Source organism: Aestuariimicrobium kwangyangense DSM 21549 (genome assembly GCF_000421525.1).
Taxonomy (GTDB): domain Bacteria; phylum Actinomycetota; class Actinomycetes; order Propionibacteriales; family Propionibacteriaceae; genus Aestuariimicrobium; species Aestuariimicrobium kwangyangense.
In genome coordinates, this window is the sequence record NZ_ATXE01000002.1 from 58,431 (window position 1) to 83,821 (window position 25,391).

21 protein-coding genes are annotated in these 25,391 nt (G+C 69.7%); 15 read left to right on the forward strand and 6 right to left on the reverse strand.

Annotation, left to right across the window (positions count from 1 at the left end):
• Nucleotides 1-2 precede the first annotated feature (2 nt).
• A complete protein-coding gene (locus H507_RS15315; protein WP_022909977.1) occupies nt 3-2,324 on the forward strand; it encodes an alpha-L-rhamnosidase in 2,322 nt (773 codons plus the stop codon).
• Between the two features lie 121 nt (nt 2,325-2,445).
• On the opposite strand, the gene H507_RS0106825 is transcribed toward H507_RS15315, so the two are convergent.
• Complete coding sequence (locus H507_RS0106825; RefSeq protein WP_022909978.1) at nt 2,446-3,171, reverse strand: IclR family transcriptional regulator; 726 nt, start codon at nt 3,169-3,171, stop codon at nt 2,446-2,448.
• Between the two features lie 111 nt (nt 3,172-3,282).
• On the opposite strand from H507_RS0106825, the gene leuC reads away from it, so the two are divergent.
• Together leuC and leuD are read left to right on the forward strand one after the other, a co-directional pair.
• The gene (gene leuC / locus H507_RS0106830; RefSeq protein ID WP_022909979.1) at nt 3,283-4,719 is read left to right on the forward strand and encodes a 3-isopropylmalate dehydratase large subunit; all 1,437 of its coding nucleotides are present in this window, start codon (nt 3,283-3,285) and stop codon (nt 4,717-4,719) included.
• A 5-nt stretch (nt 4,720-4,724) separates the two neighbouring features.
• Complete coding sequence (leuD, locus tag H507_RS0106835) at nt 4,725-5,333, forward strand: 3-isopropylmalate dehydratase small subunit (RefSeq protein WP_022909980.1); 609 nt, start codon at nt 4,725-4,727, stop codon at nt 5,331-5,333.
• Between the two features lie 45 nt (nt 5,334-5,378).
• On the opposite strand, the gene H507_RS0106840 is transcribed toward leuD, so the two are convergent.
• Nucleotides 5,379-5,591 carry a hypothetical protein gene (locus H507_RS0106840; RefSeq protein WP_026377895.1) on the reverse strand — a complete coding sequence of 71 codons (213 nt, stop codon included), beginning with the start codon at nt 5,589-5,591 and terminating at the stop codon, nt 5,379-5,381.
• A gap of 31 nt (nt 5,592-5,622) precedes the next feature.
• On the opposite strand from H507_RS0106840, the gene H507_RS15320 reads away from it, so the two are divergent.
• Together H507_RS15320 and H507_RS0106850 are read left to right on the forward strand one after the other, a co-directional pair.
• Nucleotides 5,623-6,474 carry a lysophospholipid acyltransferase family protein gene (locus H507_RS15320; protein ID WP_022909982.1) on the forward strand — a complete coding sequence of 284 codons (852 nt, stop codon included), beginning with the start codon at nt 5,623-5,625 and terminating at the stop codon, nt 6,472-6,474.
• The gene (locus H507_RS0106850; RefSeq protein WP_022909983.1) at nt 6,471-7,580 is read left to right on the forward strand and encodes a D-alanine--D-alanine ligase family protein; all 1,110 of its coding nucleotides are present in this window, start codon (nt 6,471-6,473) and stop codon (nt 7,578-7,580) included. Before H507_RS15320 ends, H507_RS0106850 begins: the two co-directional genes overlap by 4 nt.
• Nucleotides 7,581-7,611: 31 nt before the next feature.
• On the opposite strand, the gene H507_RS0106855 is transcribed toward H507_RS0106850, so the two are convergent.
• Together H507_RS0106855 and H507_RS0106860 are read right to left on the reverse strand one after the other, a co-directional pair.
• Nucleotides 7,612-8,073: a DUF3515 family protein gene (locus H507_RS0106855; RefSeq protein WP_022909984.1), complete on the reverse strand. Its 462-nt coding sequence runs from the start codon at nt 8,071-8,073 to the stop codon at nt 7,612-7,614.
• Entirely contained in the window at nt 8,073-8,306 is a 234-nt protein-coding gene (locus tag H507_RS0106860; RefSeq protein WP_022909985.1) for an Lrp/AsnC family transcriptional regulator, read from the reverse strand. Before H507_RS0106860 ends, H507_RS0106855 begins: the two co-directional genes overlap by 1 nt.
• Before the next feature lie 87 nt (nt 8,307-8,393).
• On the opposite strand from H507_RS0106860, the gene H507_RS0106865 reads away from it, so the two are divergent.
• The 10 genes from H507_RS0106865 to H507_RS0106910 all read left to right on the forward strand — a co-directional run bounded on the left by H507_RS0106865 (nt 8,394) and on the right by H507_RS0106910 (nt 19,780).
• Nucleotides 8,394-9,344 (forward strand): thiamine-phosphate kinase, encoded by a 951-nt coding sequence (locus H507_RS0106865; RefSeq protein ID WP_022909986.1) that lies wholly within the window; start codon nt 8,394-8,396, stop codon nt 9,342-9,344.
• Nucleotides 9,345-9,420: 76 nt separating this feature from the next.
• The gene (locus H507_RS0106870) at nt 9,421-11,937 is read left to right on the forward strand and encodes an FtsK/SpoIIIE family DNA translocase (RefSeq protein ID WP_022909987.1); all 2,517 of its coding nucleotides are present in this window, start codon (nt 9,421-9,423) and stop codon (nt 11,935-11,937) included.
• Nucleotides 11,938-11,991: 54 nt separating this feature from the next.
• Complete coding sequence (locus H507_RS0106875) at nt 11,992-13,110, forward strand: hypothetical protein (protein WP_022909988.1); 1,119 nt, start codon at nt 11,992-11,994, stop codon at nt 13,108-13,110.
• The gene (locus H507_RS0106880; RefSeq protein WP_022909989.1) at nt 13,107-14,297 is read left to right on the forward strand and encodes a hypothetical protein; all 1,191 of its coding nucleotides are present in this window, start codon (nt 13,107-13,109) and stop codon (nt 14,295-14,297) included. The genes H507_RS0106875 and H507_RS0106880 overlap by 4 nt, the downstream gene beginning before the upstream one ends.
• Nucleotides 14,298-14,370: 73 nt before the next feature.
• Nucleotides 14,371-15,507 carry a hypothetical protein gene (locus tag H507_RS0106885; protein ID WP_022909990.1) on the forward strand — a complete coding sequence of 379 codons (1,137 nt, stop codon included), beginning with the start codon at nt 14,371-14,373 and terminating at the stop codon, nt 15,505-15,507.
• Complete coding sequence (locus H507_RS0106890; protein WP_040438018.1) at nt 15,504-16,775, forward strand: hypothetical protein; 1,272 nt, start codon at nt 15,504-15,506, stop codon at nt 16,773-16,775. Before H507_RS0106885 ends, H507_RS0106890 begins: the two co-directional genes overlap by 4 nt.
• 81 nt (nt 16,776-16,856) lie before the next feature.
• Entirely contained in the window at nt 16,857-18,287 is a 1,431-nt protein-coding gene (gene rimO, locus H507_RS0106895; RefSeq protein ID WP_026377898.1) for a 30S ribosomal protein S12 methylthiotransferase RimO, read from the forward strand.
• Entirely contained in the window at nt 18,284-18,865 is a 582-nt protein-coding gene (gene pgsA / locus H507_RS0106900) for a CDP-diacylglycerol--glycerol-3-phosphate 3-phosphatidyltransferase (protein ID WP_022909993.1), read from the forward strand. The genes rimO and pgsA overlap by 4 nt, the downstream gene beginning before the upstream one ends.
• Nucleotides 18,846-19,364 (forward strand): CinA family protein, encoded by a 519-nt coding sequence (locus tag H507_RS0106905; protein WP_084707747.1) that lies wholly within the window; start codon nt 18,846-18,848, stop codon nt 19,362-19,364. The genes pgsA and H507_RS0106905 overlap by 20 nt, the downstream gene beginning before the upstream one ends.
• Nucleotides 19,365-19,504: 140 nt before the next feature.
• Nucleotides 19,505-19,780, forward strand: a complete 276-nt coding sequence (locus tag H507_RS0106910) for a helix-turn-helix domain-containing protein (RefSeq protein WP_026377900.1) — start codon at nt 19,505-19,507, stop codon at nt 19,778-19,780.
• A gap of 124 nt (nt 19,781-19,904) precedes the next feature.
• On the opposite strand, the gene H507_RS0106915 is transcribed toward H507_RS0106910, so the two are convergent.
• Together H507_RS0106915 and H507_RS0106920 are read right to left on the reverse strand one after the other, a co-directional pair.
• Nucleotides 19,905-20,666, reverse strand: a complete 762-nt coding sequence (locus tag H507_RS0106915) for a DeoR/GlpR family DNA-binding transcription regulator (protein ID WP_026377901.1) — start codon at nt 20,664-20,666, stop codon at nt 19,905-19,907.
• A gap of 184 nt (nt 20,667-20,850) precedes the next feature.
• Nucleotides 20,851-25,374 (reverse strand): Lhr family ATP-dependent helicase, encoded by a 4,524-nt coding sequence (locus H507_RS0106920; protein WP_022909997.1) that lies wholly within the window; start codon nt 25,372-25,374, stop codon nt 20,851-20,853.
• Nucleotides 25,375-25,391: the final 17 nt, after the last annotated feature.

A 25,391-nucleotide genomic window follows, 5' to 3' on the forward strand; every position in this document is an offset into this window, starting at 1 on the left:
TCATGCCGCAGTCGACACCCGCCCTCGCCGAACCGAGCCCGAAGTGGACGGCACGCCTCATTGCCGCCTCGACCGGTGGCGACTCGGCACCTCGATTCCGTCGGGAGTTCACCGTCGACCACACGCACGGCGCGATCGTCCGGGCTCGTTGGTTCGTGAGTGCCCACGGCATCTTCGAGGCACAACTCGACGGACGACCGATCGGTCCGGACGTGTTGAGCCCCGGGTGGACCAGCTACGAGTGGCGGCAGCGCTACCGCGAGTACGACGTCACCCATCGCCTGCACCCCAGCGTCGACCCTGTCGTGGCCAGCATCCTGGTCGGGAACGGGTGGTGGGCCGGTCGCCTCACCTGGCAGGAAGGACGCCGCCACCTCTACGGCGACCGCACGGCCGTGATCGCCCAACTCGAGATCACCTTCGCCGACGGGTACGTGCAAACGGTCGTGACCGACGCGTCCTGGGACGTGGGCCCGTCCGAGGTGTTGACCGATGACCTCTACGACGGGCAGACCATCGATGCGCGGCGAGCCGCGCGGGACTGGCTGAGGCCCGGCTTCTCGTCCGAGTCCGAGCCCCGTGGCTGGGGCCCAGCCGAGGTGCTCGACTTCGACGCCTCGGTGCTGGTTCCCTATCTGGGTCCGCCCGTGGTCAGGCATGAGGAGTTGCCACCCCGACGCATCTGGACGTCCCCGTCCGGACGCACCTTGGTCGACTTCGGCCAGAACGTGGTGGGGTGGGTGAAGCTGAGGGTGCAGGGGCCCGCCGGTCAGGAGGTGATCATGCGGCATGCCGAGGTGTTGGAGCACGAGGAGTTGGGCACTCGTCCGCTGCGCTCGGCGCTCGCCACCGATCGTTTCGTGCTGTCGGGGGGTGCCGACCACTTCGAACCGACGTTCACCTTCCACGGATTCCGCTACGTCGAGGTGGAGGGCTGGCCCGGTGAGCTGGACCGCGACGACCTCCGCGCCGTGGTGGTCTCGTCCGACCTGAGGCGCACCGGGCACTTCGAGTCCTCCCATGCCGAACTCAACCAACTCCACCGCAACATCGTGTGGGGGCTGCGGGGGAACATGGTCGACGTCCCCACCGACTGCCCGCAGCGTGACGAGCGGTTGGGCTGGACGGGTGACCTGGCCGTGTTCGCCCCCACCGCCACCTTCCTCTATGACATGCGCGGGTTCCTGGGCGACTGGTTGGCCGACCTTCGAGCCGAACAGGTGCACGCCGGCGGCCGGGTGGCCTTCGTCATCCCCGACGCCCTGAAGATCGTCGAACCCGCCAACGACGCCACCGCCGCCGTGTGGTCCGACGCCGCGGTGTGGGTGCCGTGGGCGCTGTGGCAGGCCCACGGTGACGTCGATGCCCTGGCTGAGGCGTACCCCGCGATGGTCGACCACATCGATCACGTCACCACCCTGCTCTCGCCCACCGGTCTGTGGGACACGGGCTTCCAGTTCGGCGACTGGCTGGATCCGGCCGCCCCGCCGGACCACGCCGACCAGGCGCGAGCCGACAAGGGGGTGGTGGCCACCGCCGCCCTGTACCGCAGCGCAACATTGACGGCCAAGGCCGCGCGGGTGCTGGGTCGCGAGCAGGATGCCGCACGGCTGGAAGCACTGGCGACCCGCACCAAACAGGCCTTCAACGAGCACTGGGTCGGCGAGGACGGGACCGTCTTCTCGGACTGTCCCACCGTCTACGCCCTGGCGATCGCGTTCGACCTGCTGGACGAACCCCGCCGCCAGTTGGCCGGGGACAGGTTGGCCCAGCTCACCCGCGAGGAGGGGTTCCACATCGCCACCGGCTTCGCGGGCACCCCGTTCGTGTGTGACGCCCTGACCAGCACCGGTCACCTGGTCGAGGCCTACCGACTGCTGCTGCAGACCGAGTGCCCCTCGTGGCTCTACCCGGTGACGATGGGGGCGACGACGATATGGGAGCGATGGGACTCGATGCTGCCCGACGGCTCCATCAACCCCGGCGAGATGACCAGTTTCAACCACTACGCCCTCGGCGCCGTGGCCGACTGGCTGCACCGCACCGTCGCCGGTCTGGCACCCGCCGAGCCAGGCTATGCGCGGGTGCGGTTCGCCCCTCGTCCGGGTCTGGGTGTGGAGTGGGCGAGGGCATGGCTCGACACCCCGCACGGGCGAGCCTCGATCCGGTGGAGCGTGGCCGACGGCGAGCTCCACGTGCTCGTCGACACCCCCGTCGAGGCCGACCTCGACCTGCCGGGGGTGCGTCCCGAACGGGTGGCGGCCGGGCGGCACAGTCGGGTGGTTCCGGTCGGCTCCGTGCTCACCGGGATCGCCCCTGCCTGAGCCCCCGACAGCACAAACTCCCACTCCCGGGACACACTTCACGGTTGTGAGCGTGCAGTCTGTCCCGAAGGTGGGAGTTTGCGGGTGTGGACGAGGGGAGCCCGCTGGTGCGGGCGTCAGGTCACTCGGCCGAGGCTGCCCTGCGCAGGACCTCCGAGAGCCGCTCGGCGGCGCTCATCACGGCGGCGGCGTGCAGTCGTCCCGGCTGGCGACCCAGACGTTCGATCGGACCCGACACCGACAGTGCGGCGATCACCTTGCCGGAAGGCGAGCGGACGGGCGCGCTGACCGAGGCGACCCCCGGCTCGCGTTCGGCGACGGAGTGCGCCCAGCCACGTCGACGCACCGACGCCAGAGCCACTGCCGAGAAGTTCGAGGACGACAGGCCGCGCTGCACCCGCTCCGGCTCCTCCCAGGCGAGCAGCACCTGGGCGGCGGAGCCAGCTGACATCGTCAACTGGGTGCCCACCGGGATGGTGTCGCGCAGTCCCGAGGGACGCTCGGCCGCCGCAGCACACACGCGGAACTCGCCCTGCCTGCGGAACAGCTGGGCGGACTCACCGGTGATGTCGCGAAGCCGCGCGAGAATGGGGCCGGCGGTGGCCAGCAATCGGTCCTCGCCCGCGGCGGAGGCGAGTTCACCCAGACGCGGACCCAACACGAAACGGCCCTGCAGGTCGCGTCCCACCAAGCGGTGGTGTTCGAGCGCCACGGCCAGGCGATGGGCTGTCGGTCGGGCCAGTCCGGTCGCCGTGACGAGTCCCGCCAGGGTGGTCGGTCCGGATTCGAGTGCGGTGAGTACAAGGGCGGCTTTGTCGAGCACGCCCACGCCACTGGTGTCGTCCATGATTTGAGATTACATGTCCGCATTTTGGAAATGCAAGCGCTAGAGTTGGACTCCTCGGCGAAGAGTCCTGCTTCGTCGCGAGCCAGTCAGAGACCCACATCGAGGTGTTGAATGCCCACCACTGCCAGTGGTCCGACCACCCTGTCCGACAAGGTCTGGGACGCCCACGTCGTCCGTCAGGCCGCGGGTGAGCCCGACCTGTTGTTCATCGACCTGCACCTCGTGCACGAGGTCACCAGCCCGCAGGCCTTCGCCGGACTCAAGCTCGCGGGACGCCCCGTGCGCCGGCCCGACCTGACCCTGGCCACCGAGGACCACAACACCCCGACGCTCGACATCGATCGGCCCATCGCCGACCCGGTCAGCCGCACCCAGGTCGACACCCTGCGCAAGAACGCTGCCGAGTTCGGGATCCGCATCCATTCCTTGGGTGACAAGGACCAGGGCGTGGTCCACATCATCGGTCCCCAGTTGGGCATCACCCAGCCGGGCATGACCATCGTGTGTGGCGACTCCCACACCTCCACCCACGGCGCCTTCGGGGCACTGGCCTTCGGCATCGGCACCTCCGAGGTCGAGCACGTCCTGGCCACCCAGACGCTGCCGCAGGCTCGTCCGAAGACCATGGCCGTCAACATCAACGGTGACCTGCCCGCCGGTGTGACCGCCAAGGATGTCGTGCTGGCACTGATCGCCAAGGTCGGCACCGGCGGCGGCCAGGGCTACATCGTGGAGTACCGCGGCACGACCATCGAGAACCTGTCGATGGAGGGTCGCATGACCATCTGCAACATGTCGATCGAGTGGGGAGCCAAGGCGGGCATGATCGCCCCCGACCAGGCCACCTTCGACTACATCAAGGGCCGTCCGCATGCTCCCGAGGGTGAGCAGTGGGACGCCGCGGTCGAGTACTGGAAGACGCTGCGCAGTGACGACGACGCCGTGTTCGACCGCGAGGTGGACATCGACGCCACCCAGCTCACCCCGTTCGTGACCTGGGGCACCAACCCCGGCCAGGGAGTGCCGCTCGGGGCAGTCGTCCCCACCCCCAGCGACTTCACCGACGAGGTCGACCGCACCGCCGCCGAGAAGGCCCTGCAGTACATGGGCTTGACGGCGGGCACGCCGATGCGTGAGATCGCCGTCGACACCGTCTTCCTGGGATCCTGCACCAACGGACGCATCGAGGACCTCCGCCTCGCGGCCAGCGTGCTGCAGGGCAACCGGATCGCCGACTCGGTGCGCATGCTGGTGGTTCCCGGTTCAGCCCGGGTACGGCTGCAGGCCGAGATCGAGGGACTCGACAAGGTCTTCCTCGAGGCGGGTGCCGAGTGGCGCGCCGCCGGCTGCTCCATGTGCCTGGGCATGAACCCCGACCAGTTGGCTCCCGGGGAGCGGGCCGCGTCGACCTCGAACCGCAACTTCGAGGGCAGGCAGGGCAAGGGTGGACGTACCCACCTGGTCTCGCCCGCCGTCGCGGCCGCCACCGCCATCACCGGACACCTGTCCGCACCCCAAGACCTCATCCCGGCCGAACAGAAGGGCTGATCACCATGGACAAGTTCTCCACCCACATCGGTGTGCCCGTGCCGCTGCGACGCAGCAACGTCGACACCGACCAGATCATCCCTGCCGTCTACCTCAAGCGGATCACCCGCGACGGGTTCGAGGACGGGCTGTTCTCGGCATGGCGCAACGACCCCGACTTCGTGCTCAACCAGGAGGCGTACCGGGCGGGGACGATCCTGATCCCGGGCCCCGAGTTCGGCACGGGTTCATCGCGTGAGCACGCGGTCTGGGCCCTGCAGAACTACGGCTTCAAGGTGGTCATCGGCAGCCGCTTCGGTGACATCTTCCGCAACAACTCGGGCAAGGCCGGCTTGTTGGTGGCGCTCGTCGAGCAGGACGTCGTCGAGCAGTTGTGGGACTGGGTCGACGCCCACCCGGGCACCGCCATCGAGGTGTCGCTGGAGGATCGGGTGATCAGCCTGCCCGACGGCACGCGTCACGGGTTCACGATCGACGACTTCACCCGGCAGCGGTTGCTCGAGGGGCTCGACGACATCTCGATGACGCTGCAGCACTCCGACGAGATCGCTGCCTACGAGGCCTCACGCCCGAGCTTCAAGCCGGCCACCCTGCCGGTGCGCACCGCGGACTGATCCTCACGAGCCGGTTTGGGGCGGTCGTCCCCGGACGGACGACCCTCACCCGATCGAGACGCGGACGACCTCGTCGCCGCGCCTGGTGACGGTGACTCGTTGACCCGGGCGCAACGACCGCAGCCGTATCAGGCTGGCCCTGGGCAGGTCGACGGCCGTCCCGCGATCGGTGAGGGCTCGCCAGCCCTCAGGCATGACGGCCACCACCGTCGCCTGCACCACGGTGGGCACGGCCCCCCCGTCACGATGGTCGCTCATGGCCACAGACTAGGCGCTAGCGTTGCGTGGCATGACCCACCAACCCCTTCCGCCGGGAGAGTCGAACCACCGTCTCGCCTGGCCCCTGCGGCGCGCCAACCACGAGGACGGCGGACGGGTGTTCACCGCGCTCGGGCGGTTCGTCCACGCGGCCATGGGCCTGTTGGTGACCCACGACTGGCGTGGCAGCGACAGACTGCCCCAGACCGGCGGCGTGCTGGTGGTCTCGAACCACCTGAGCTACTTCGATGCGGTCGCGTTGGGTGAGTTCCTGATCTGGTCGGGCCGTTGGCCGCGCTACCTCGGCAAGGTGCAGTTGTGGAAGACCCCCGTGGTGGGTTGGCTGGCGCGGTCGTGCGAGCAGATCCCCGTCGACCGCGGCTCCGCCAAGGCCGCCGAGGTGCTGGTCACCGCCCAACGGGCGCTTGACGACGGACGATGCGTGACGATGTACCCCGAGGGCACCCTCACCCGTGATCCCGAGACGTGGCCCATGACGGCCAGGTCGGGGGCCGCCAGGTTGGCCCTGCGCAGCCAGCACCCCGTCGTCCCGGTGGGACAGTGGGGTGCCAACCACGTGATCGGGGGTACCGGCATGGGCATGCCCCGGTTCTTCCCCCGTAAACGGATCCACGTGTGTTGCGGTGAGCCGATCGACCTCTCCGACCTGCGGCCCTGGGTGGGCACCGACCGGGAGGGCGAGGCGGTGCGGGCGGCTTCGGTGCGGATCATGGACGCACTCACGGTTCTGGTCGGGGAACTCCGTGGGGCCCCTGCCCCGAGGGATCGCTGGGACACGCGTGTGGGCGCGCGGGTGCCGCAGCCCCCGGCTAGGGTGGACGAGGCCGGATCCCGAGGCCCCACCGATCCAGGAGAAGTATGAGCACGCCCACCCGAGTTGCCATCGTCTTCGGCGGAGTCTCGTCCGAGCACGGCGTCTCGTGCCTGACCGCGGCCAGCGTGCTGCAGGCGATCGACCTCGACCGCTACGAGGTGACCTGCATCGGCATCGCCCCCTCGGGGCGGTGGACCCTGGTCGACCTCGACGTCGCCCGTTCCCTGCACACCGTCGACGGGGTGCTGCCCACGGTGCCCGAGTCCGGCCCCGAGGTGGTGCTGGTGTCGACCGGCCGGGGGCCGGGACTGTGCGTGCGCGAGGGCGACCGGCTGGACGAACCCCGCCCTCTCGACGTCGCCTTCGCCCTGCTGCACGGTCCATTCGGTGAGGACGGCACGATCCAGGGGCTGTTCGAGATGCACCAGCTGCGCTACGTCGGAGCCGGGGTGGCCGCGAGCGCCAATGGCATGGACAAGCACCTGATGAAGGCCTGCTTCGCCGCGGCCGGACTGCCCCAGGGGCCCTACGAGGTGGTCACCGCCCGGCAGTGGGCCACCGACCGGGACGCGGTGACGGCGCGGCTGGAGCGCCTCGACCTGCCATGGTTCGTGAAGCCGGCCAGGGCCGGCTCGTCCATCGGGATCACGAAGGTCAACCACCCCGAGCAGGTGGCGGCGGCCATCGGGACGGCCCAGCAGCATGACCCCAAGGTGGTCATCGAGCAGGGCATCATCGGCCGCGAGATCGAGTGTGCGGTGCTGGGCTCACCCGACGGCGCATCCCCCCGCACCTCCCTGGTCGGCGAGATCAGGATGGTGGACGGGTCGGGCTTCTACGACTTCGACGCCAAGTACCTGCCCGGCGAGCAGGTGGCCCTCGACATCCCCGCCCGGATCGACGACGCGTTGCAGGCCCGGGTGCAGGAGATCGCCGTACAGGCCTTCGATGCCATCGGCGCCGAGGGTCTGGGCAGGGTGGACACCTTCGTGCTCGAGTCGGGGGAGGTGCTGGTCAACGAGATCAACACCATGCCCGGTTTCACCCAGTACTCGATGTACCCCCAGCTGTGGCAGAAGTCGGGGCTGGGGTACGGCGAACTGATCGACGAGTTGATCGCCGTCGCGCTGGCCAGGCCCACCGGCCTGCGCTGAGCAGGCGCCCCCCACACTGCGGTTTCCGGGCTCAGACGCAGGGGGTGACGACGGGGTCCTGGCCCACGGCGCCGCTCAGCTCGTTCAGCACGTCGGCCTCGGGCGCGTGCGCCGGAGGCACCTCCACCTGCACGAAGGCAGCTCGCCCGAGGGTGGTGAACCGGTAGCCTCCCTCGAGCTTCTCGGCCCACCAGCCGACACCGTTGACCATGTCGCAGCGGCTCCCCGGCTCAAGCCCAGCGGGCTTGTCGACACCGCAGCGCAGCACCACCCTCTTCTCGTCGGAACCCCAGTAGGCCACGCGACCCCGGGCGTCCACCGCTCCCTGCAGCCCTGCAACGGTCTCGGGCAGGTCAGCGAGCACGCGTTGGCAGGCGGCCATGGCAGCCGGTGGGGGAGTGTGCGAGGTGGCCGAAGGGGGTTCCTGGGCGCCGCAGGCGGCCAGCGTCAGACAAGCCAGGACACCAAGGATGGCCGAGCGGGCCGTCCGCATCAAATGTTGACGACGGGGCAGGTGACGGTGCGGGTGATGCCCTCGACTGCCTGCACCTTCGCGACCACGATCTGTCCCAACTCGTCGACCGACCCGGCCTCGGCGCGCACGATCACGTCATAGGGCCCGGTCACGTCCTCGGCGAGGGTGACTCCCTCGATCTCGCGGATGGCGACGGCGACGTCGGCGGCCTTGCCGACATTGGTCTGGACCAAGATGTATGCGTTGACCATGGGTCACTCCTGCCCGTCGCGCTGGTGGGTTGTCCCGCTCACGGTAGCGTGAACGACGATCAGCCACAGTTGAGTTGGGGAGAAGACATGCAGACCATCGCGGAGTTGGGCGAGTTCGGCCTGATCGAGGTCTTCACCCGCGACCTCGGACTGGACGCGGCCGTCTCGGTCGGCCCCGGGGACGATGCCGCTGTGTTCCTGGTGAACGGATCGGCCGTGTGCTCCACCGACCTGCTGGTCGAGGGGGTTCACTTCCGTACCGACTGGTCGGGTGGCGCCGACGTGGGACGCAAGTGCGTGGCCGTCAACGTCGCCGATCTCGAGGCCATGGGCGCCACTCCGGTCTCGCTGGTGGTTGCCCTCGGGGCACCGGCCAGCACCCCGCTCACGTGGGTCAGGCAGTTCATGACGGGCATGCGTGAAGAGGCCCAGACCGCAGGCGTGACGATCGTCGGTGGCGACACCACGGCCGCGGAACGGATCACCGTCTGTGTGACCGTCGTGGGGCAGACCGAGGGACGCGCACCCGTGCTCCGCTCCGGTGCCCGACCCGGGCAGGTGGTGGCCATGGTGGGTCGCCTCGGGTGGGCCGCCGCGGGTCTGGCGGTGCTCAAGCGCGGGTTCCGCTCGCCCCGGGCGGTGGTCGAGGCGCAACGGACGCCGCAGGTTCCCTATCGGCAGGGCCGACGAGCCGCCGAGGCGGGCGCGACTGCCATGTGCGATGTCTCCGACGGCCTGGTCGGCGATCTCACCCACCTGGCCAACGCCTCGGGGGTGGTGATCGACGTCGACACCTCACGCCTGGTGGTGGCGGAGCCACTCACCGTGGTCGCCCAGGCCACGGGCTCCGACCCGTTGTCGTTCGTGTTGACCGGCGGTGAGGACCATGCGCTGGTGGCCTGCTTCGAGCCCGGGTTCGTCCCTGACGACTGGCACGTGATCGGGCGCGTCCTCCCCGTCCAGGACGACGGACGACCGGCCGTGCTCGTCGACGGCGAGCCGTTCAGTGGGCCCGGCGGGTACGACCACTTCGCCTGAACCGGCGGATGCTGCTGCCGGTCGGACCGGCGTGGCAGGCTGCCCCCCGGCCGGGGGGGTGGGCTAATCTTCGAGCATGGCGACCCGCGCGTCTTCCCCACCGCGGTCGTCGGGCAAGTCCTCCTCGAGGTCTTCGTCCGGCACGCGGTCGTCCGGAAGTTCCTCCAAGTCCACCGCCCGATCCGGCACCAGCCGCTCGACCCAGTCGAGGGGACGATCGTCCGCGCGGCCACGCTCCGGCGGCCTGGGCAAGGGACTGGCAGCCCTGTGGCGCGGAACGGCTGGCCTGCTCGGCAGCGGAGCCCGCAAGGTCGGCGACACCGCTCTTGAGGTCGACCCAGAACTGCGCCGCGACGGTGCCGGTCTGTTCCTGCTGGGGTCGGCCATCGTGGTGGCAGCCGTGTTCTGGTTCGGCCTTCCCGACCCGGTCGGTGGCTGGCTCGAGATCGGCATCTCCACCATCTTCGGGGCGATCAGCTACGCCCTGCCCCTGTTCTGCCTGGGGATGGCGTGGCGCACTCTGAGACACCCGCAGAAGAACGGACCCACCGGACGACAGGTGGTGGGCTGGTCGGCCTTCTTCCTCGGCGTGCTCGGGCTGGTCAACATCATGAAGGACTCGCCGAGCCCCGCCGATGCACCGGCCCTGAGGGCCGCTGGCGGAGCGTTGGGCTACATCAGTTCGTCGATGCTCACCCAGTTGCTCACCGTCTGGGTCGCAGTTCCGTTGCTGGTGCTGCTGTCACTGTTCGGCATCATCGTGATCATCGGCATGCCGCTGTGGGAGATCGCAGACCGGCTGCGCGACCACCACGACCGCCTGCAGGCACACCGGGCCGAGCGCGCCGAACAACGGGCGGCCCTGGTCACCGAGGTGGACAAGGCCTACGACTCACCGCTGGTCAGCGACGACGACGAGCCCACCGACCTGTTCGACGCCGTTCCCGACGGTGCTCGCGACGACACCGGCGTCTATGACCATGACGCCGTGGAGTCGGTGCGCCGACAGCCCGGCGAGGCCCCCGCGGTCGATCGCAGCCAGGTGGGACTGCCACCAGAACCCAAACTGCAGGCCCCACCCCACACGCCGGTTCCGGCGCGGGTCGAACAGTTGGTGCTGTCGGGCGACGTGCAGTACGTGCTGCCGCAGCCCTCGATGCTCAAGGCCGGCACCGCGCCGAAGGCCAAGACACCGGCCAGCGACGCCATCGTGGCGCGCCTCACCGAGGTGCTGAACCAGTTCGAGATCGACGCCACGGTGACCGGCTACACCCGTGGTCCGACCGTGACCCGCTATGAGGTCGAGCTGGGACAGGCCGTCAAGGTCGAGAAGGTGACGGCACTGTCGAAGAACATCGCCTACGCGGTGGCCTCTCCCGAGGTGCGCATCCTGTCGCCCATCCCGGGCAAGTCGGCGATCGGCATCGAGATCCCCAATCTCGACAAGGAGATCGTCTCGCTGGGTGACGTGCTCCGTTCCCCCCGCGCCATGAACGACCACCACCCCATGACGGTCGGGCTGGGCAAGGACGTCGAGGGCGGGTTCGTGATCGCGAACATGGCCAAGATGCCCCACCTGTTGGTGGCTGGCGCGACCGGCTCGGGCAAGTCGTCCTTCATCAACTCGCTGATCACCTCGATCATGATGCGCTCGACCCCTGACGAGGTCAGGTTGCTGCTGGTCGACCCGAAGCGGGTGGAACTGACCGCCTACGAGGGCATCCCCCACCTGGTCACCCCCATCATCACCAACGCCAAGAAGGCGGCCGACGCGCTGCAGTGGGTCGTCCGTGAGATGGACCTGCGCTACGACGACCTCGCAGCCTTCGGGTTCCGTCACGTCGACGACTTCAACGCCGCCGTTCGGGCGGGCACGGTCAAGGTGCCGGAAGCCTCGGAGCGGGTGCTCGCGCCCTATCCCTACCTGCTGGTGGTCGTCGACGAGTTGGCCGACCTGATGATGGTGGCGCCCCGTGACGTCGAGGACTCCATCGTCCGCATCACCCAGTTGGCCCGGGCCGCCGGTATCCACCTCGTGCTGGCCACCCAGCGTCCCTCGACCGATGTCGTCACCGGACTGATCAAGGCCAATGTGCCCTCGCGGCTGGCCTTCGCCACGTCGTCGATGACCGACTCACGCGTCATCCTCGACCAGCCCGGGGCCGAAAAGCTCGTCGGCCAGGGCGACGGGCTCTTCCTGCCGATGGGGGCCGGCAAGCCGATCCGGGTGCAGGGAGCCTGGGTGGGGGAGCGCGAGGTGCGCTCCGTGGTGGAGTCGATCCGCACCCAGCTCCAGCCCCAGTACCGCGAGGACGTCGTCGCTCCCGCCGCGGGAAGCCAGAAGGTCGCTGAGGACATCGGTGACGACCTGGAACTGGTGATCGACGCTGCGAAGCTGGTGGTCGAGCTGCAGCTGGGTTCGACCTCGATGCTGCAGCGCAAGCTCAGGGTCGGCTTTGCCAAGGCCGGCCGTCTGATGGACATCCTCGAGACCCGCGGCGTGGTCGGCCCCTCCGAGGGGTCGAAGCCCCGGGAGGTGCTGGTGAAGCCGGACGAGCTCGACACGGTGCTCGAGAACCTCCCCCTGGGCTGAGTCCGGTGTGGCCGGGCCATTCCCCTGGGGGCTCGGTCGGCCTATCGTCTGTGCATGGCAGACGATGACGTCGACGACCACGAGGACTTCGCGGCCAGCCACGGCGCCCCGCTGCAGCAGTTCGCCGAGCAGCTGACGGGCGATCCCGACGCGGCCAGCGCGTTGGTCGACGCGGCCCTGTCCGACGTGTGGGCCGAACGTCATCGGCTCGACAGCGCGGAGTGGCCCGCCTTCGCCCGCGAGCGAGTGGCGCGCCGCTGGGCCCGTCGTTCCGGGTGGCCCACCCCGATCGCGGAGGAACGGGTCGACCAGGCAGCCCGACCGGGCACGGATGCGATCGTCGCCGCCGGACACGCGATGGCGACCCGCCGTGGCCTGATGGTGGCCGGGGCCACGGGTGTTGCTGCCCTGGGGGGCGCCCTGTGGCAGTCCCTGGCGACGGCCGGCCGCGGGAGTCGGGTCCTCGTCGACGGGTTCGCCCTCGACGTCTCGTCCCCGCAGGGGGACCCGACCGGGCCGGTGGTGCGGATCAGTCGCCGTGGTGATCTCCTGGCCGAGTTCGCGACCGCCCGGGAGCGCCCGATGACCTCGATCACTCCGCTGCCCGACGGGCGCGACCTGGTGGCGGTCTGGCTGCGCGGGGAGGTGGAAGCCGTCGACCTCGTCGGTGCGGGCTCAGAACCGGTGATGCCCACGACCCTGGTGCATCCGGGTCACGGCACGTTGGCGTTGGCGATCGGACGAGCCGTCGGGCGCCTGCCGGTGGTCACGTACCTCTCCGACCCGGGGTACCGCAGCGAGCCGCCACGGGTGCCGCAGGCCCTGGTCGACTGGTCCCCCCACCGGATCACCGGCTACTTCGCCCCCCAGACGGGGGTGTTCGTGCTGCAGAAGCCCCACCGGGAGGTGTTGGTGGGGCGCGGGGAGAACCAGGCGACGGTCTTCCTCGCTGACATCGGCGCCGAGACCCAACTGCTGGTGGTGCAGAGCTGGAGCCTGGTGGCAGCCACCCTGTCCCGGGACGGTGCACCCTTGCCGGCGTTGCGGCAGGTGTTCCAGAACGGTGCCCTGGTGTGTGCCCTGCTCGAACCACCGGCCTCCCCGGCCCACCCTGTCGATGTCGTGGTGGTCGGGGTCAACGGACTGGTCAGCATCCGGGTGGTGGGCCGATGAAGCGCGAGCAGTTCGACGAGTTGGTGCTGGGCCACCGGGGGCGGGCCGTGGCCTCGGCCGCCCAATTGCTGGGCCTGCCCACCGCCGACGGACGAGTCGTCGCGGCAGCCGACCGGGCGCTGGCCGACGTGTGGTCCCGCCGGTGGATGTGGTGGGCCGACCCGGTGGTGCTGTTGCGTCGCGCGCTGGTCCGACACACGCACCCGGGCAGGAAGCCGGAGCCGGTGGTTCGCTGGCCCCCCAACGCCGTGGAATGGCGGGCGCGTGCCGCGGCCGCCAGGACCGAGCACGTCGACCCCGCCGGCGTGCCCCGCAGGGCCGTGATCGTCGGCGGCGTCGGTGTCGCCACCGCCGCCGGCGCCACCACTCTGGGGCTGGCGGTGCACGACGCGGTACGCAGCACCCGGACCACCATCGACGGGGGCACCCGGCTCCGCCTGACCATCGACATCCTGGGGCACGGCAACCGGCGCCAGGCCAAGGTCTACACCTCCGACCCACGCTGGTCGCCCTCCTTGCCGGCGCTGATCGGCTCCTTCGTGGTTGATGCCGCCCACGGCACCAGCGTCGTGTTGCCCACGGCAGGCCTGTCGGACGACGCGACCCTGCAGACCCTCCTGCTGCACCAGCCGGGTCTGGTCTTCGCCGACCTCGTGAACACCGCCGTGGTGCCCTTCGCCGCCAGCGCAGAGGAGCCCTTCGCAGCCGGGCTCTTCTCGTTGGACGCCTACGGGCCGTCCACCCTCGTGTGGGGAGATGAGGCCGGTGGGGTGTTCGGCGACGCCTGGATCGTGCACGGACCCTTCCCGGGTGACCCCGGGCGGATCTGCTACCTCTCCCACGACCACCTGGTCGTGCGTCACCTCACGCGGGGGCTCTCGCAGATGCGATTGAGCTCCCACCCGGTCACGGTTCGTCCGGCCTGGGGACGAACCGACGCCCCCGGGGTGACGGTCCACGGGCTCGGACTGGTCGACGGCACGGGCCTGGTCGCCGTGACGGCCGACGAACCTGGGGAACTGTCGTGGGACCTGCCCAGTCTGGCGACCTCTCGTGCGGTGTCGGGCACGGGCAGGTTCTGGCACGTGCCTGCCCTGCCGCAGGCCACCCGTCCCGGTGACCCGTTCGAGGTGCGGCTGACGCTGCGGACGGCACGCGACGAGGTGCAGTACGTGGTGTCGTTCTGATCTCGGACGCCGGCGGCGCCAGGCAGCGCCAGGCAGCGCCGAACCCCGTTCGTCGGCGGACTAGCCTGTCGGTATGCGGATCGACGACGACGTCGAGGCTCACGAGGACTTCGTGACCACCTACGGCGACGACCTGCAGGCGGTGGCCGACGCGCTCGTCTCCGATCGTGGCGTCGCCGAGCAATTGGTCGATCGGACCCTGACCGACCTCTGGCGTGAGCGTGCGAGTCTTCGCGGCGAGCTGCGGGCCGGCTGGGCGCGCCGCCACCTGGCCCAGCTGTGGGCGATGGGTGGGCAATGGCCGACACCGTCCAGGCAGCGAGCTGCTGCCGGTCTGGCGCGCACCGGGGTCCTATCGCCGGTGATCGACGAGGGGTCGAGGCGACTGAGCACCACCCTCTCGAGGGTGACGGTGGCCGGTGTCATCGCGGTCACCGGGGCCACGATCGCCTCGACCGGCCACGGCTGGCCCGTGCAGGTGGCTGGCGAGCAACTGAAACTGCTGCCGAGCGGCGACGGCGATGACGCGTGGCTGCAGCTGTGGCACGCGGATCGACTGCTGGCCGAGTTCTCGCACGCCGTCGACGAACCCACCACGGTGACCGTGCCGTGGTCCGGCGACCCGGCCTCGCCCCGCACCCTGATCGCCTCGTGGGTGCGGGGGGAGTGGACTGCCATCGACTGGGTCAACACTCCGGACGGCGGGGTGTGCACGGGAGTCGTGCTGGGCCTGGGACTGGCGGGCGTGCAGGTCTCGATCGGCCTGGCGCTCGTCGACGGCCCGTGGCCGCTGCCCATGGTCGTGCGCAGCGACGGGCAGTCCTTCCTCAGTGAGGTGCCCCGCTCCGTGGTCGGATTCCGTGACACTCCCGAGCGAGGGATCTCGGGCTATCACGTGTCGTGGGGGGACACCCTCGTCCTGGCCGAACCGGTCCACGTCGTGATGACCCGTCACCTGGGCCACGAATTCGTCCTCCACCTCGGACCTGTGATCCACGACAGCCAGCTGCTGGCCGTCAGGGCACACTCCGGTTCTGCTCCGTCGCTGTGGCGCAACGGGGTCGAACTGGCCACCGGGATCGTCGACAGCCCCCACCTCGGGCCGATCGTGATGGCGGTCTGCCGTCCGCCTGCCAGCCCGGGACATCCGGTCGAGGTGCGATGGTTCGGGTCAGAGGGCCTGCCTCACAGGGCCGTGGTGAACGCATGAACCGGGAGCAGTTCGAGGCTTGGTGGGGAATGCGTCGACCGGCCGCGATCGCCGTCTCGGCGACCTTGATGGGACTGACTGCCGACCACCCCGATGTCACCACCGTCGTGGACCGTGCCTTCGCCGGGGTGTGGGCGCGGCGGTGGGTCGTCGAGGACGCGGACCACCTGCTCCGACTGCTGCTGGTGCGGCACAGCCGGCCCGTCGAGGTGGGGCTTCGGCCCAGTGACAGCCCTTCGAACACCTGGCTGCTGCGTGGTCGAGCCGAACGGGCTCGGGCAGCGGAGGGGCTGAGGCCGTGGGATGGCCCACCGGTGCACCCCCGTGGGGTGGTCGAGGGCGGTCGACTGCCTCGGGGGCTCGGCTCAGCACTGGGTCGCAGAGCCGTCAGCAGACGGACCCTCGCTGGTGCTGCCCTCGTGGTGCCGCTCGCCGCTCTCGGGGCGTGGGTCCTCACCTCGAAGGGGGTCGTTGAGACCGAGACATTGATGATGATCGGCAGTGGGTTCGCCTTGCGCATCCGGGTGGGTTCCCCGGACCGTCCGACGGCGCGACTGGTCCGGTTGCCCTCCGAGAGCGACCACGGGGTCGGGCTCGCGGCCATACCGCTGTTGGACGACGCCACCGCTGGCACACCCACCACGGGGATCCTGCCGGCGGGGGAGCCCGACCTCGGCAGTGAGCGGGTGCTGGTCGTCCACCACCCGCAGTTGGCGTGGGCCGACCTGGTCGATGCCGAAGGTCCCGTCTCACTGAGCCACGACCGTCCACACCGAGTGGCCGCCGGTGTGTACCCCAGGTCGACCAGGACCACGCGCGCCCTCGTGTGGGGCGACCTCGCGGGACGCGTGCACGGTGCGGCGGTTGACGCCTGGGCCGTGGTTCCCACCCGACCCGACGCGGTCGTCTACCTCGCCGGGTCGTCCCTGGTGGTCAGACTTCTGTCGGACGAGGCAGCAGGCCTGCCACAGCCCGTCGCATCCGAGCACCTGCTGGGGCTCCGGCCGACCGGTCCCACACTCGACGTGGGGCTGGTGGCGCAACGGATCACCCTGCCGGACGGCTGGGTGGTGATCGCCGTGACGTGGTCGAGCGCCCAGGGCGATGCCTCGGCCGTGAACCTGACCTGGCATCTCGAGGGGGCCACGGCAGTGATGGCCAGCGTCCCGAACACCCGTGTGTGGTACCTGCCGCAGGAGCCCAGCAGTTACCCCGACCTGGTTCTCGAACTGGGAGGTCGGCACGCGACCTTCGTCATCGAGGCTTGACCTGGGCGCTGGGGGGTGCGGGAGCACCGTCACCCGAGGCGCCGCAGCGGATGAGATACTGGGCCCATCATGACTGACCTGATGAACGTGCACCTGGTCACCTTGGGCTGTGCCCGCAACGAGGTCGACTCCGAAGAACTCGCCGCCCGACTCGAGGCTGGCGGCTTCCGGTTGGTCGACGACGCAGAAGAGGCCGACACCGTGATGGTGAACACCTGCGGCTTCGTCGAGCAGGCCAAGAAGGACTCCATCGACACCCTCATCGAGGCCTCGGAACTGAAGGGCGAGGGCCGCGCGAAGGCAGTGGTCGCCGTGGGTTGCATGGCTGAGCGCTACGGCAAGGAACTCGCCGACTCGCTGCCGGAGGCCGACGCCGTGCTGGGCTTCGACGACTACACCGACATTGCAGGACGACTCCAGACCATCCTGGCCGGCGGTCACCACGAGGCCCACGTGCCCCGTGACCGTCGCAGCCTGCTGCCCCTGACCCCGGTGGCCCGCTCGGCCGCCGCTGGGGGGGTCGCCATCCCCGGGCACGGAACCGCTCACCTGACCGACCTCCCGGAGGGCCTGGCGCCGGTGAGCGGTCCGCGCACGCTGCGCAAGAGGTTGGGCAATTCCCCTTACGCACCGCTGAAGATCGCCTCGGGCTGTGACCGTCGCTGCGCCTTCTGCGCCATCCCCAGGTTCCGGGGTTCCTACCTGTCCCGGGCGGCGTCCGATGTCGTCGAGGAGGCGCGCTGGCTGGTCGACCACGGGGTGAAGGAAGTCTTCCTCGTGAGCGAGAACTCCTCGTCCTACGGCAAGGACCTCGGCGACCTGCGCGCCCTGGAGAAGTTGCTCGGTGACCTGTCCGCGGTGGACGGACTCGACTGGATTCGGGTCTCGTACCTGCAGCCCGCCGAGTTGAGGCCCTCCCTGGTGGAGGCGATGGTGTCCACCGACAAGGTGGTGCCCTACTTCGACCTGTCGTTCCAGCACGCATCGGGGTCGGTGCTGCGGCGCATGCGTCGCTTCGGCGACGCCGAGAGCTTCCTGGGGCTGATCGACAGCGTGCGCACGCTCGCCCCTCAGGCTGGGATCCGCTCGAACGTGATCGCCGGCTTCCCCGGTGAGACCGAGGCAGACGTCGAAACGCTCAAGCAGTTCCTCATCGACGCCCGACTGGACGTGGTCGGGGTGTTCGGGTACTCCGACGAGGACGAGACGGAGGCACTGGGCCTGAGTGACCACGTCGACCCAGACGAGGTCGAGGCCCGTGCCGCGACGATCTCGGACCTCGCCGCAGAACTGTGCGCCCAGCGGGCCGAGGACCGGATCGGTGAGGTGCTCACCGTGCTGGTCGAGTCGGTCGACGGGGGAGAGGTGACCGGACGAGCCGAGCACCAGGGCCCCGAGGTCGATGGCACCACCACGGTGGTGGGACCCCGAGCAGAGGTCGGGGAGTTCGTCCTGGCCGCCGTCACCGCATCGGACGGCGTCGACCTGATCGCGGAACCGGTCGGCTCGTGAAGAGCCAGTGGAACGTCCCCAACGTCCTGACGGGGATCCGCATCCTGGCCGTGCCGGTCTTCGCCTGGATGCTGCTGGCGCACCCCCACGACCAGGGGTGGCGGTGGGCGACCACGGCGGTCTTCGTCGGCGCGATCCTGACCGATTTCGCGGACGGGCGGATCGCCCGCAAGTACGACCTCGTCACCAACTTCGGCAAGCTGTGGGATCCCTTGGCCGACAAGGCCCTCACCGGCATGGCCTTCGTCGGGCTGAGCATCATCGGTGAACTGCAGTGGTGGGTGACCATCATCATCCTGGTGCGGGAATGGGGGATCACCCTGCTCCGATTCGCGATCCTCAAGTACGGGGTGATGGCCGCCAACCGCGGCGGCAAGCTCAAGACCCTGGTGCAGTCGATCGCCTTGATCCTCTACCTGCTGTGGCTGCCCCACCTGCCGTTGTGGGTGCAATGGGTGGCGTGGGTGGCCATGGGCCTCGCATTCGTGCTGACCGTGGTCACCGGGCTCGACTACCTGAACGGCGCGCGCAGGTTGCGCGCCACCTGGCTGGCCGAGCATGCCGGTGACCGTGCCTGAGGGGAACACCCCCGGGGCGTCCACCTCCGTGGCTACGGGGGTCGGCCGACTGGTGGAAGCGCTGATCGAACGCGGCACCACGGTGGCCACGTGCGAGTCACTCACCGGAGGCATGGTGGCGGCCACCCTGACGTCGGTGCCCGGGTCGTCGGCGGTGGTGCGCGGTGGCCTGATCACCTACGCCACTGATCTGAAGAGCAGTCTGGCCGGGGTTGACCCCGCCGTGATCGCCGCCGAGGGTGTGGTCTCCGAAGCTGTCGCTCGGGCCATGGCGGAAGGCGTCAGGTCGCGTCTGGGAGCAGACCTGGGGCTCGCGTGCACCGGGGTGGCCGGTCCCGGCGCCCAGGACGGGTTGGCTGCCGGGACCGTGTGGATCGCCGTTGCAGCACGGCGCGGGACGATCGCGCGGAGGCTGGCCGAGAGCGGTGACCGTCAACGCGTGCGGGAGGCAACCGTGGCGGCGCTGATCGCGCTGACGGCCGAAAGCCTGAAGGCTTAATCAGATCATGTGAAGTCGCGAGGCTTCATCTCCGCTCGAGGCTTTCGCGCAGAGCGGGAATGATTCGCCCGCAGGGGACGTTGACCCCAATGTCGAACCGCCACTGTGGCGGAACAGACGGTGAACGAGAGGCGGCCGCAATGAAGCCCATGTTGATGCGAGAGCTGATCGGCGAGACCCTGCGCGAACTCCGCTTCGGTCAGGGCCGCACCCTGCGAGACGTCTCGATGGATGCCCGGGTGAGCCTCGGGTACTTGTCCGAGGTCGAGCGTGGCCAGAAGGAGGCATCCTCCGAATTGCTGGCCTCGATCGCCACGGCGCTCAACGTGCCCCTGTCCCAGGTGCTGCACACGGTGAGCCAGAAATTGGTGACGACGGAACAGCCGCAGCGTCCGGTGGTCGTCAAGGCCGCCTGAGCGCGGTCGACGAGCAGGTCCGGTCCAACGGACGAACACCCTGCGTGCATCCCAGAGGGCGGTGCACGCAGGGTGTTCTCGTCAATGGCTCGTGACGGCTCGCTCCGCCGGGCGGATGTGTCGGTCAGACCTCGCCGTTGGCAGGAACCAGCAGCACCTCGACCCCTGCCTTGCGGATCTTGGCCAGTTCATTGCGGTCGGCCGTCGAGTCCGTGACCAGCAGGTCGATCTCGCTCAGGTCGGCGAGTTTGGCGAGGGTGACGCGACCGATCTTCGACCCGTCGGCGACGCAGATCACGGTCTGGGCGCGCTCGATCATGGTGTGGTTGGTGGCCGCCTCGGTGTCGTCATGGGTGGTGAGGCCTCCATCGACACTGACCCCGTCGGAACCCACGATCGCGGTTCCGACATTGATCTGGCGGAACGTCGCCTCGGCCAATGATCCCACCAACTCCAGGGAGTTGGAGCGCAGCACACCACCCGCGATCAGGACTCGCTGCTGACCCACCTTGGCCGCCTCGAGCGCGAGCGAGACCGAGTTGGTGATCAAAGTGACGTCGCTGCGCCCGTGCAGGGCCCTCAGCACCTCGGTGGTCGTGGTCCCTCCGGTCAGGGCGAGGGCGTGTTTGCCCGGCGGAATCCGATCCACGACCGCGCGGGCGATGGCCTGCTTGGCGCGGCGATTGCGTCCGTCCCGCAACTGCACCGGCAACTCCTCACCCTGTCGGACCCGCTTGGCGCCGCCGTGGGTTCGCACCAGCAGACCCTGCTCGGCCAGGGCAGCCACGTCGCGGCGTATGGTCGCGGCGGAGGCTCCCAGCATCTCCGACAGTTCACTGAGCTGCACGTCCCCCTTGTCGGCGACGGCGGCGAGCAGTGCGACCATGCGGTCCGATCGACGACCTCCTTGGGCGGCATCGACGGGGGAAGTGGTCATGGATTCTCCGATCAACGCAGGGTGAGCGTTTGGCTGAGGAAATCGTAGCGATCGCTCACGTCCCTGATCGTCATTGGGTCATGATCCGGACACCCTGATCCCGACTTCCGGACGCGCCGGTCATGGGTGGGCCTCACGGGGTGGTACGGGCTCGGAACCCCTGGGGTGTCATGGTGAATCGACTGCCCTCGAGCAGGGAACGCCATGAGGTGCCGTTGGCGAGCTGTGCTCCCAATGCCGGTTCGCCGTTGATCGTCTCGATCGTCATGGGCGACATCACCCGACGACTCACCGCGTCGGCCACCACCGACAACGCACCCACGATCCGCTCAGGGTCATCGGTGAAGGCAAGCATCGTCCGCACCCCTCGCTCGAGATAGATGAGCGGTTGCCCTGATCCGAGCACCACCAGGGCGCCGGCCCGGCGCGTGGGACGGTGCGAGGGTGACTCAGGCCAGGGCAGAGCAGCACCGAAAGGATTGGCCGGGTCGCACGCCGCCAACAGTCGCACCGCCCCCTCGGGGTGGTCCTCGCGCACGAGGTCGACGGCTCCCGGCAGGGCGAACTGACTCGCCCCGAGACCTTCGACGAAGTACCCGCGCCGTACCCCACCCTGCTCCTCCAGCGCCGCCAGCACACGGTATGCCGCCCCGAACGAGCCGAACAATGCCTCGGACTGGACGGCGCCGCGAGTCACCACCCCGTGGCGACTGAGCAGCATGGACGCCGCCATCAGGTCACGCTCGGTCGGGGTGCCTGCGGCGGGTGTGCTGGCCGACCAGCGACCGGGAGTTCCTCCAGATCGGGGGGCGCGCAGCGGGCGGGCGATCGTCCGCCGCCGCGGCGTGGCCCGCTTGGGGGTCCGCAGCGCGCCTCGGGTGGTGTGTTCACGTACGGCCGTGAAGGTCGAGCTGGTGAGGCGCCCCGCCCACACCAGTTCCCAGAGTGCGTCCGTGGCCTCGGCCGACTCGATCGAGACAAGCGCATCGGTGCTGGACAGCTCCGCGACCGTCCAGGCACCTCCGCTGAGGGCACGCTGCAGCATCTTCTCGGCCAGCGGTGACAGGGTGCCTTCGGCCGGTTCGGGCAGGGCGAGGTCCGCGGGCCACAGCTGCACCCAGCCGTCGCGGGTGCCGATGGCGCCGTGACCACTCCACGACACGTCACCTCGGGCCAGTAGGTCGTCCAGCATCTCCGGTCGGTAATCGCTGACCCGGGCCGGTAGCACCAGGGTCTCGAGCATGGAGGCAGGGATGGGACATCCCGCCAAGGCCTCCACGGCCGCCATCAGCGCCTCCGGACCGCTCCCTGGTTCATCCAGCTCATGCCAGCGGGGGGCGAAGGCGGCGAAGCGGCTCTGGTCGACCGGTTCGACGCCGCTGCGCAGAAGGGCCAAGGACCGGCGTCGAACCCGCTGGACCATGCTTCGGTGCCACCACTGGTGCGAGAGCACCTCGAGTTCCGAACCGGGCGCCGACCGGGCCCGTTCGAGGATGCCCTCACTGGTGCCGGACGGGAGCCGGTACCGGGCGTCGACGACGTCGGCTGACGCACCCGTGTGGGTGCGCACCCACCGCAGGACGAGTCGTGCCAATGCCTCCTCATGAGGGAGGGGGGCGCCGGCGCTGTGGCCGGGAGGTACCGGCACTCCCAGACCGTCACGCAGCAGCGGCAGGTCGTCGGGTGTCACCAGGAAGGTGGTGCGGCCAAGGCTGACCGCCGCCACACGGCGCGCGGACGTGAGCTCCTGCAACCAGCAGTCGGCATCACCCTCGGCCCGCTCGTTGGCCTCCTGCACCGTCAAGGGCCCGAGGGTGCGGATCACGTCCCACCACGCCTCGAGGGTCTCGGCGCGGTGGTGCTCGGCGGTGCGCTGAACCTCAGCCTCGACCTGCCGGGCAGCCTCGGGGTCGAGCAGGTCAGCGATCTCACCGGACCTGCCGAGCAGTTCGGCCAGGAGGTTCTGGTCGATTCCCGCTGCTGCCAAGGTGCGCTCCGCCAGCGGCTGGTCGGAGTCATAGATGAACTCGCCGACGTAGGAGAACAGCAGGTTGCGTGCGTAGGGGGAGGGTTGGTCGGTCTCGACCTCGAGCAGCCTGATCCGGCGGCTGGCCAGGGCCACGAGCTGTTCGGTGAGCCCCGGCAGGTCGAACACGTCCTCCATGCACTCGCGCAGGGTCTCCAGCACGATCGGGAAGTCCGGGTACTGACTGGCGACCTGCAACAACTGGGCCGAACGCATCCGTTGCTGCCACAGCGGAGATCGACGACGGGGGTCGCGGCGGGGCAGCAGCAGGGCTCGTGCCGCGCACTCGCGGAAGCGTGCCGCGAACAGGGCGCTGCCGAACACCTCGGTGGTGAGCACGTGTTCCACGTCGTCGGGGGAGATGTCCAGCAGTTCGGCCCCGGGCGGCTGGCGCTCGACGTCGGGGATGCGGATGATGATGCCGTCGTTGGTGGCGGTGGCTCGCGCCTCGACGCCGTAGTGCTCCCGGGCCCTCGACTCGATCACCATCGCCCACGGTGCGAGCACCGCGGCTCCCCAGTTGGCGTGCACGAGGACGCGCCAGTCGCCCAGTTCGTCACGGCAGCGCTCCACCACGACGGTGCGTGCACCGGGCACGACACCGGTGGCGCGCTGTTGCTCGTCCAAGTGGGCCAAGGCGTTGTCGACCGCCCACGCGTCGAGGCCTCGTCCGCGCAGCTCCTCGGCTCGGTTGTCGGGCTTGGACTGCAGGCGGTCGGTGAACTCGCCCAGTGCACGCCCCAGCGCCAACGGACGGGAGTTGGCGTCCCCGTGCCAGAACGGCAACCTGCCCGGCTGGCCCGGTGCGGGGCTGACCATGACCTGGTTGGCGGTGATCTCCTCGATGCGCCACGTACTGGTGCCCAAGGTGAACAGGTCACCTACGCGTGACTCGTAGACCATCTCCTCGTCCAGTTCACCCACTCGACGCCCGGCGCCGTCGCCGACCAGGAAGACACCGAAGAGGCCGCGATCAGGGATGGTGCCCCCCGAGGTCGTCACCAGCCGCTTCGCGCCTGGTCGGGCGGTGAGCCGGTCCGTGGCACGGTCCCAGACCAGGCGTGGACGAAGCTCGGCCCAGTCGTCGCTGGGATAGCGGCCCGTGAGCATGTCGAGGGTGGCGTTGAACGCGGACTCCGGCAGGTCACGGTAGGGATCGCTGCGCGAGATCATGGCGCGGGCCTCGGCGGCGGTCACGGAGGTGTCGATGCACATGCTCACCAGTTGTTGGGCGAGCACGTCCAGGGGGTTGGTGATCCGTCGGACGTCCTCGATCTGCCCGGTCACCATGCGTTCGGCGATGACCCCCGACTCGATGAGGTCTCCGCGGTGGGTGGGCAGGATCACCCCTCGCGACACGGCGCCCACCTGGTGACCGGCGCGACCGACCCGCTGCAGCCCCGAGGCGACCGAAGGAGGCGAGGAGATCTGGATCACCTGGTCGACGGCGCCCATGTCGATGCCGAGCTCGAGCGACGAGGTGGCCACCACGCAGGCGAGCGCTCCCGACTTCAGGTCGGCCTCGATCTGGGCCCGTCGCTCCTTGCTGACGGAGCCGTGGTGGGCTCGGGCCAGAGCCTGCCCTGAATACTCCTCCCGGCCGCCGCCTGCCCCGGACTGGGCCATCACCTGGGCCGGCACGCTCGGGGCCATGGGCTCCTCGCCGAGCCGGGTCGCCCACTGTTCGTTGAGGTGTGCGGTCAGCCGTTCGGCCACTCTCCGTGAGTTCACGAAACACAAGGTCGACCGGTGGGGTTCGATCAGGTCGAGCACCCGCGACTCGATGAAGGGCCAGATCGACTGGTTCGGTTCAGCCATGCCGGTCTCGGGGTCGGGCGGGAGCGCCAACTGGGTCATGTCGGCGACCGGCACCTCGACGTGCAGATCCCACCGCTTGTCAGCGGGCGGCTGCACGATCGTGACGGGTCGGTCGCCACCCAGGAAGGCAGCGACGCGTTCGGCCGGACGAACAGTGGCGGAGAGCCCGACCCGTTGCGCACCCCCGCGCTGGTGGAGTGCATCGAGCCGTTCCAGGCTCAGCGCCAGATGAGCGCCCCGTTTGGTGCCGGCCAGGGCGTGGATCTCATCGATGATCACCAGGTCGAGATCGGTCAGCGGGTCCCGGTGCTGGCCCGACAGCATCAGGAACAACGACTCCGGGGTCGTGATCAGGATGTCGGGGGGCCGCACGAGTTGCCGGCGTCGTTCCGCCGGTGCCGTGTCCCCGGTGCGGACCGCCACGGTGACCGGCGGCAACGTCCGGCCGAGTCGCGCAGCCGCCAACTGGATTCCCCGCAGCGGGGCGGTCAGGTTGCGCTCGACGTCGACGGCGAGGGCCTTGAGGGGGGAGATGTAGAGCACCCGGACCTGATCCTGGTCGCCGTGCCCCTCCTCGGGGCGGGCGCCACGATGTGTCAGCCGATCGATGCTGTGCAGGAAGGCGGCCAAGGTCTTGCCCGAACCCGTCGGCGCGATCAGCAGGCTGTGTTCGCCGGACGAGATCGCACGCCAGGCGCCGGCCTGGGCCGGGGTGGGGGCGGTGAACGAATCGGTGAACCACCGCTGCGTCGGCTCGGAGAAGCTGGCGAGGGCGGACCTGTCCTCCTGACGTGATGCCCGCTTCTCGACCATGGCAGCATCGTTGCAGA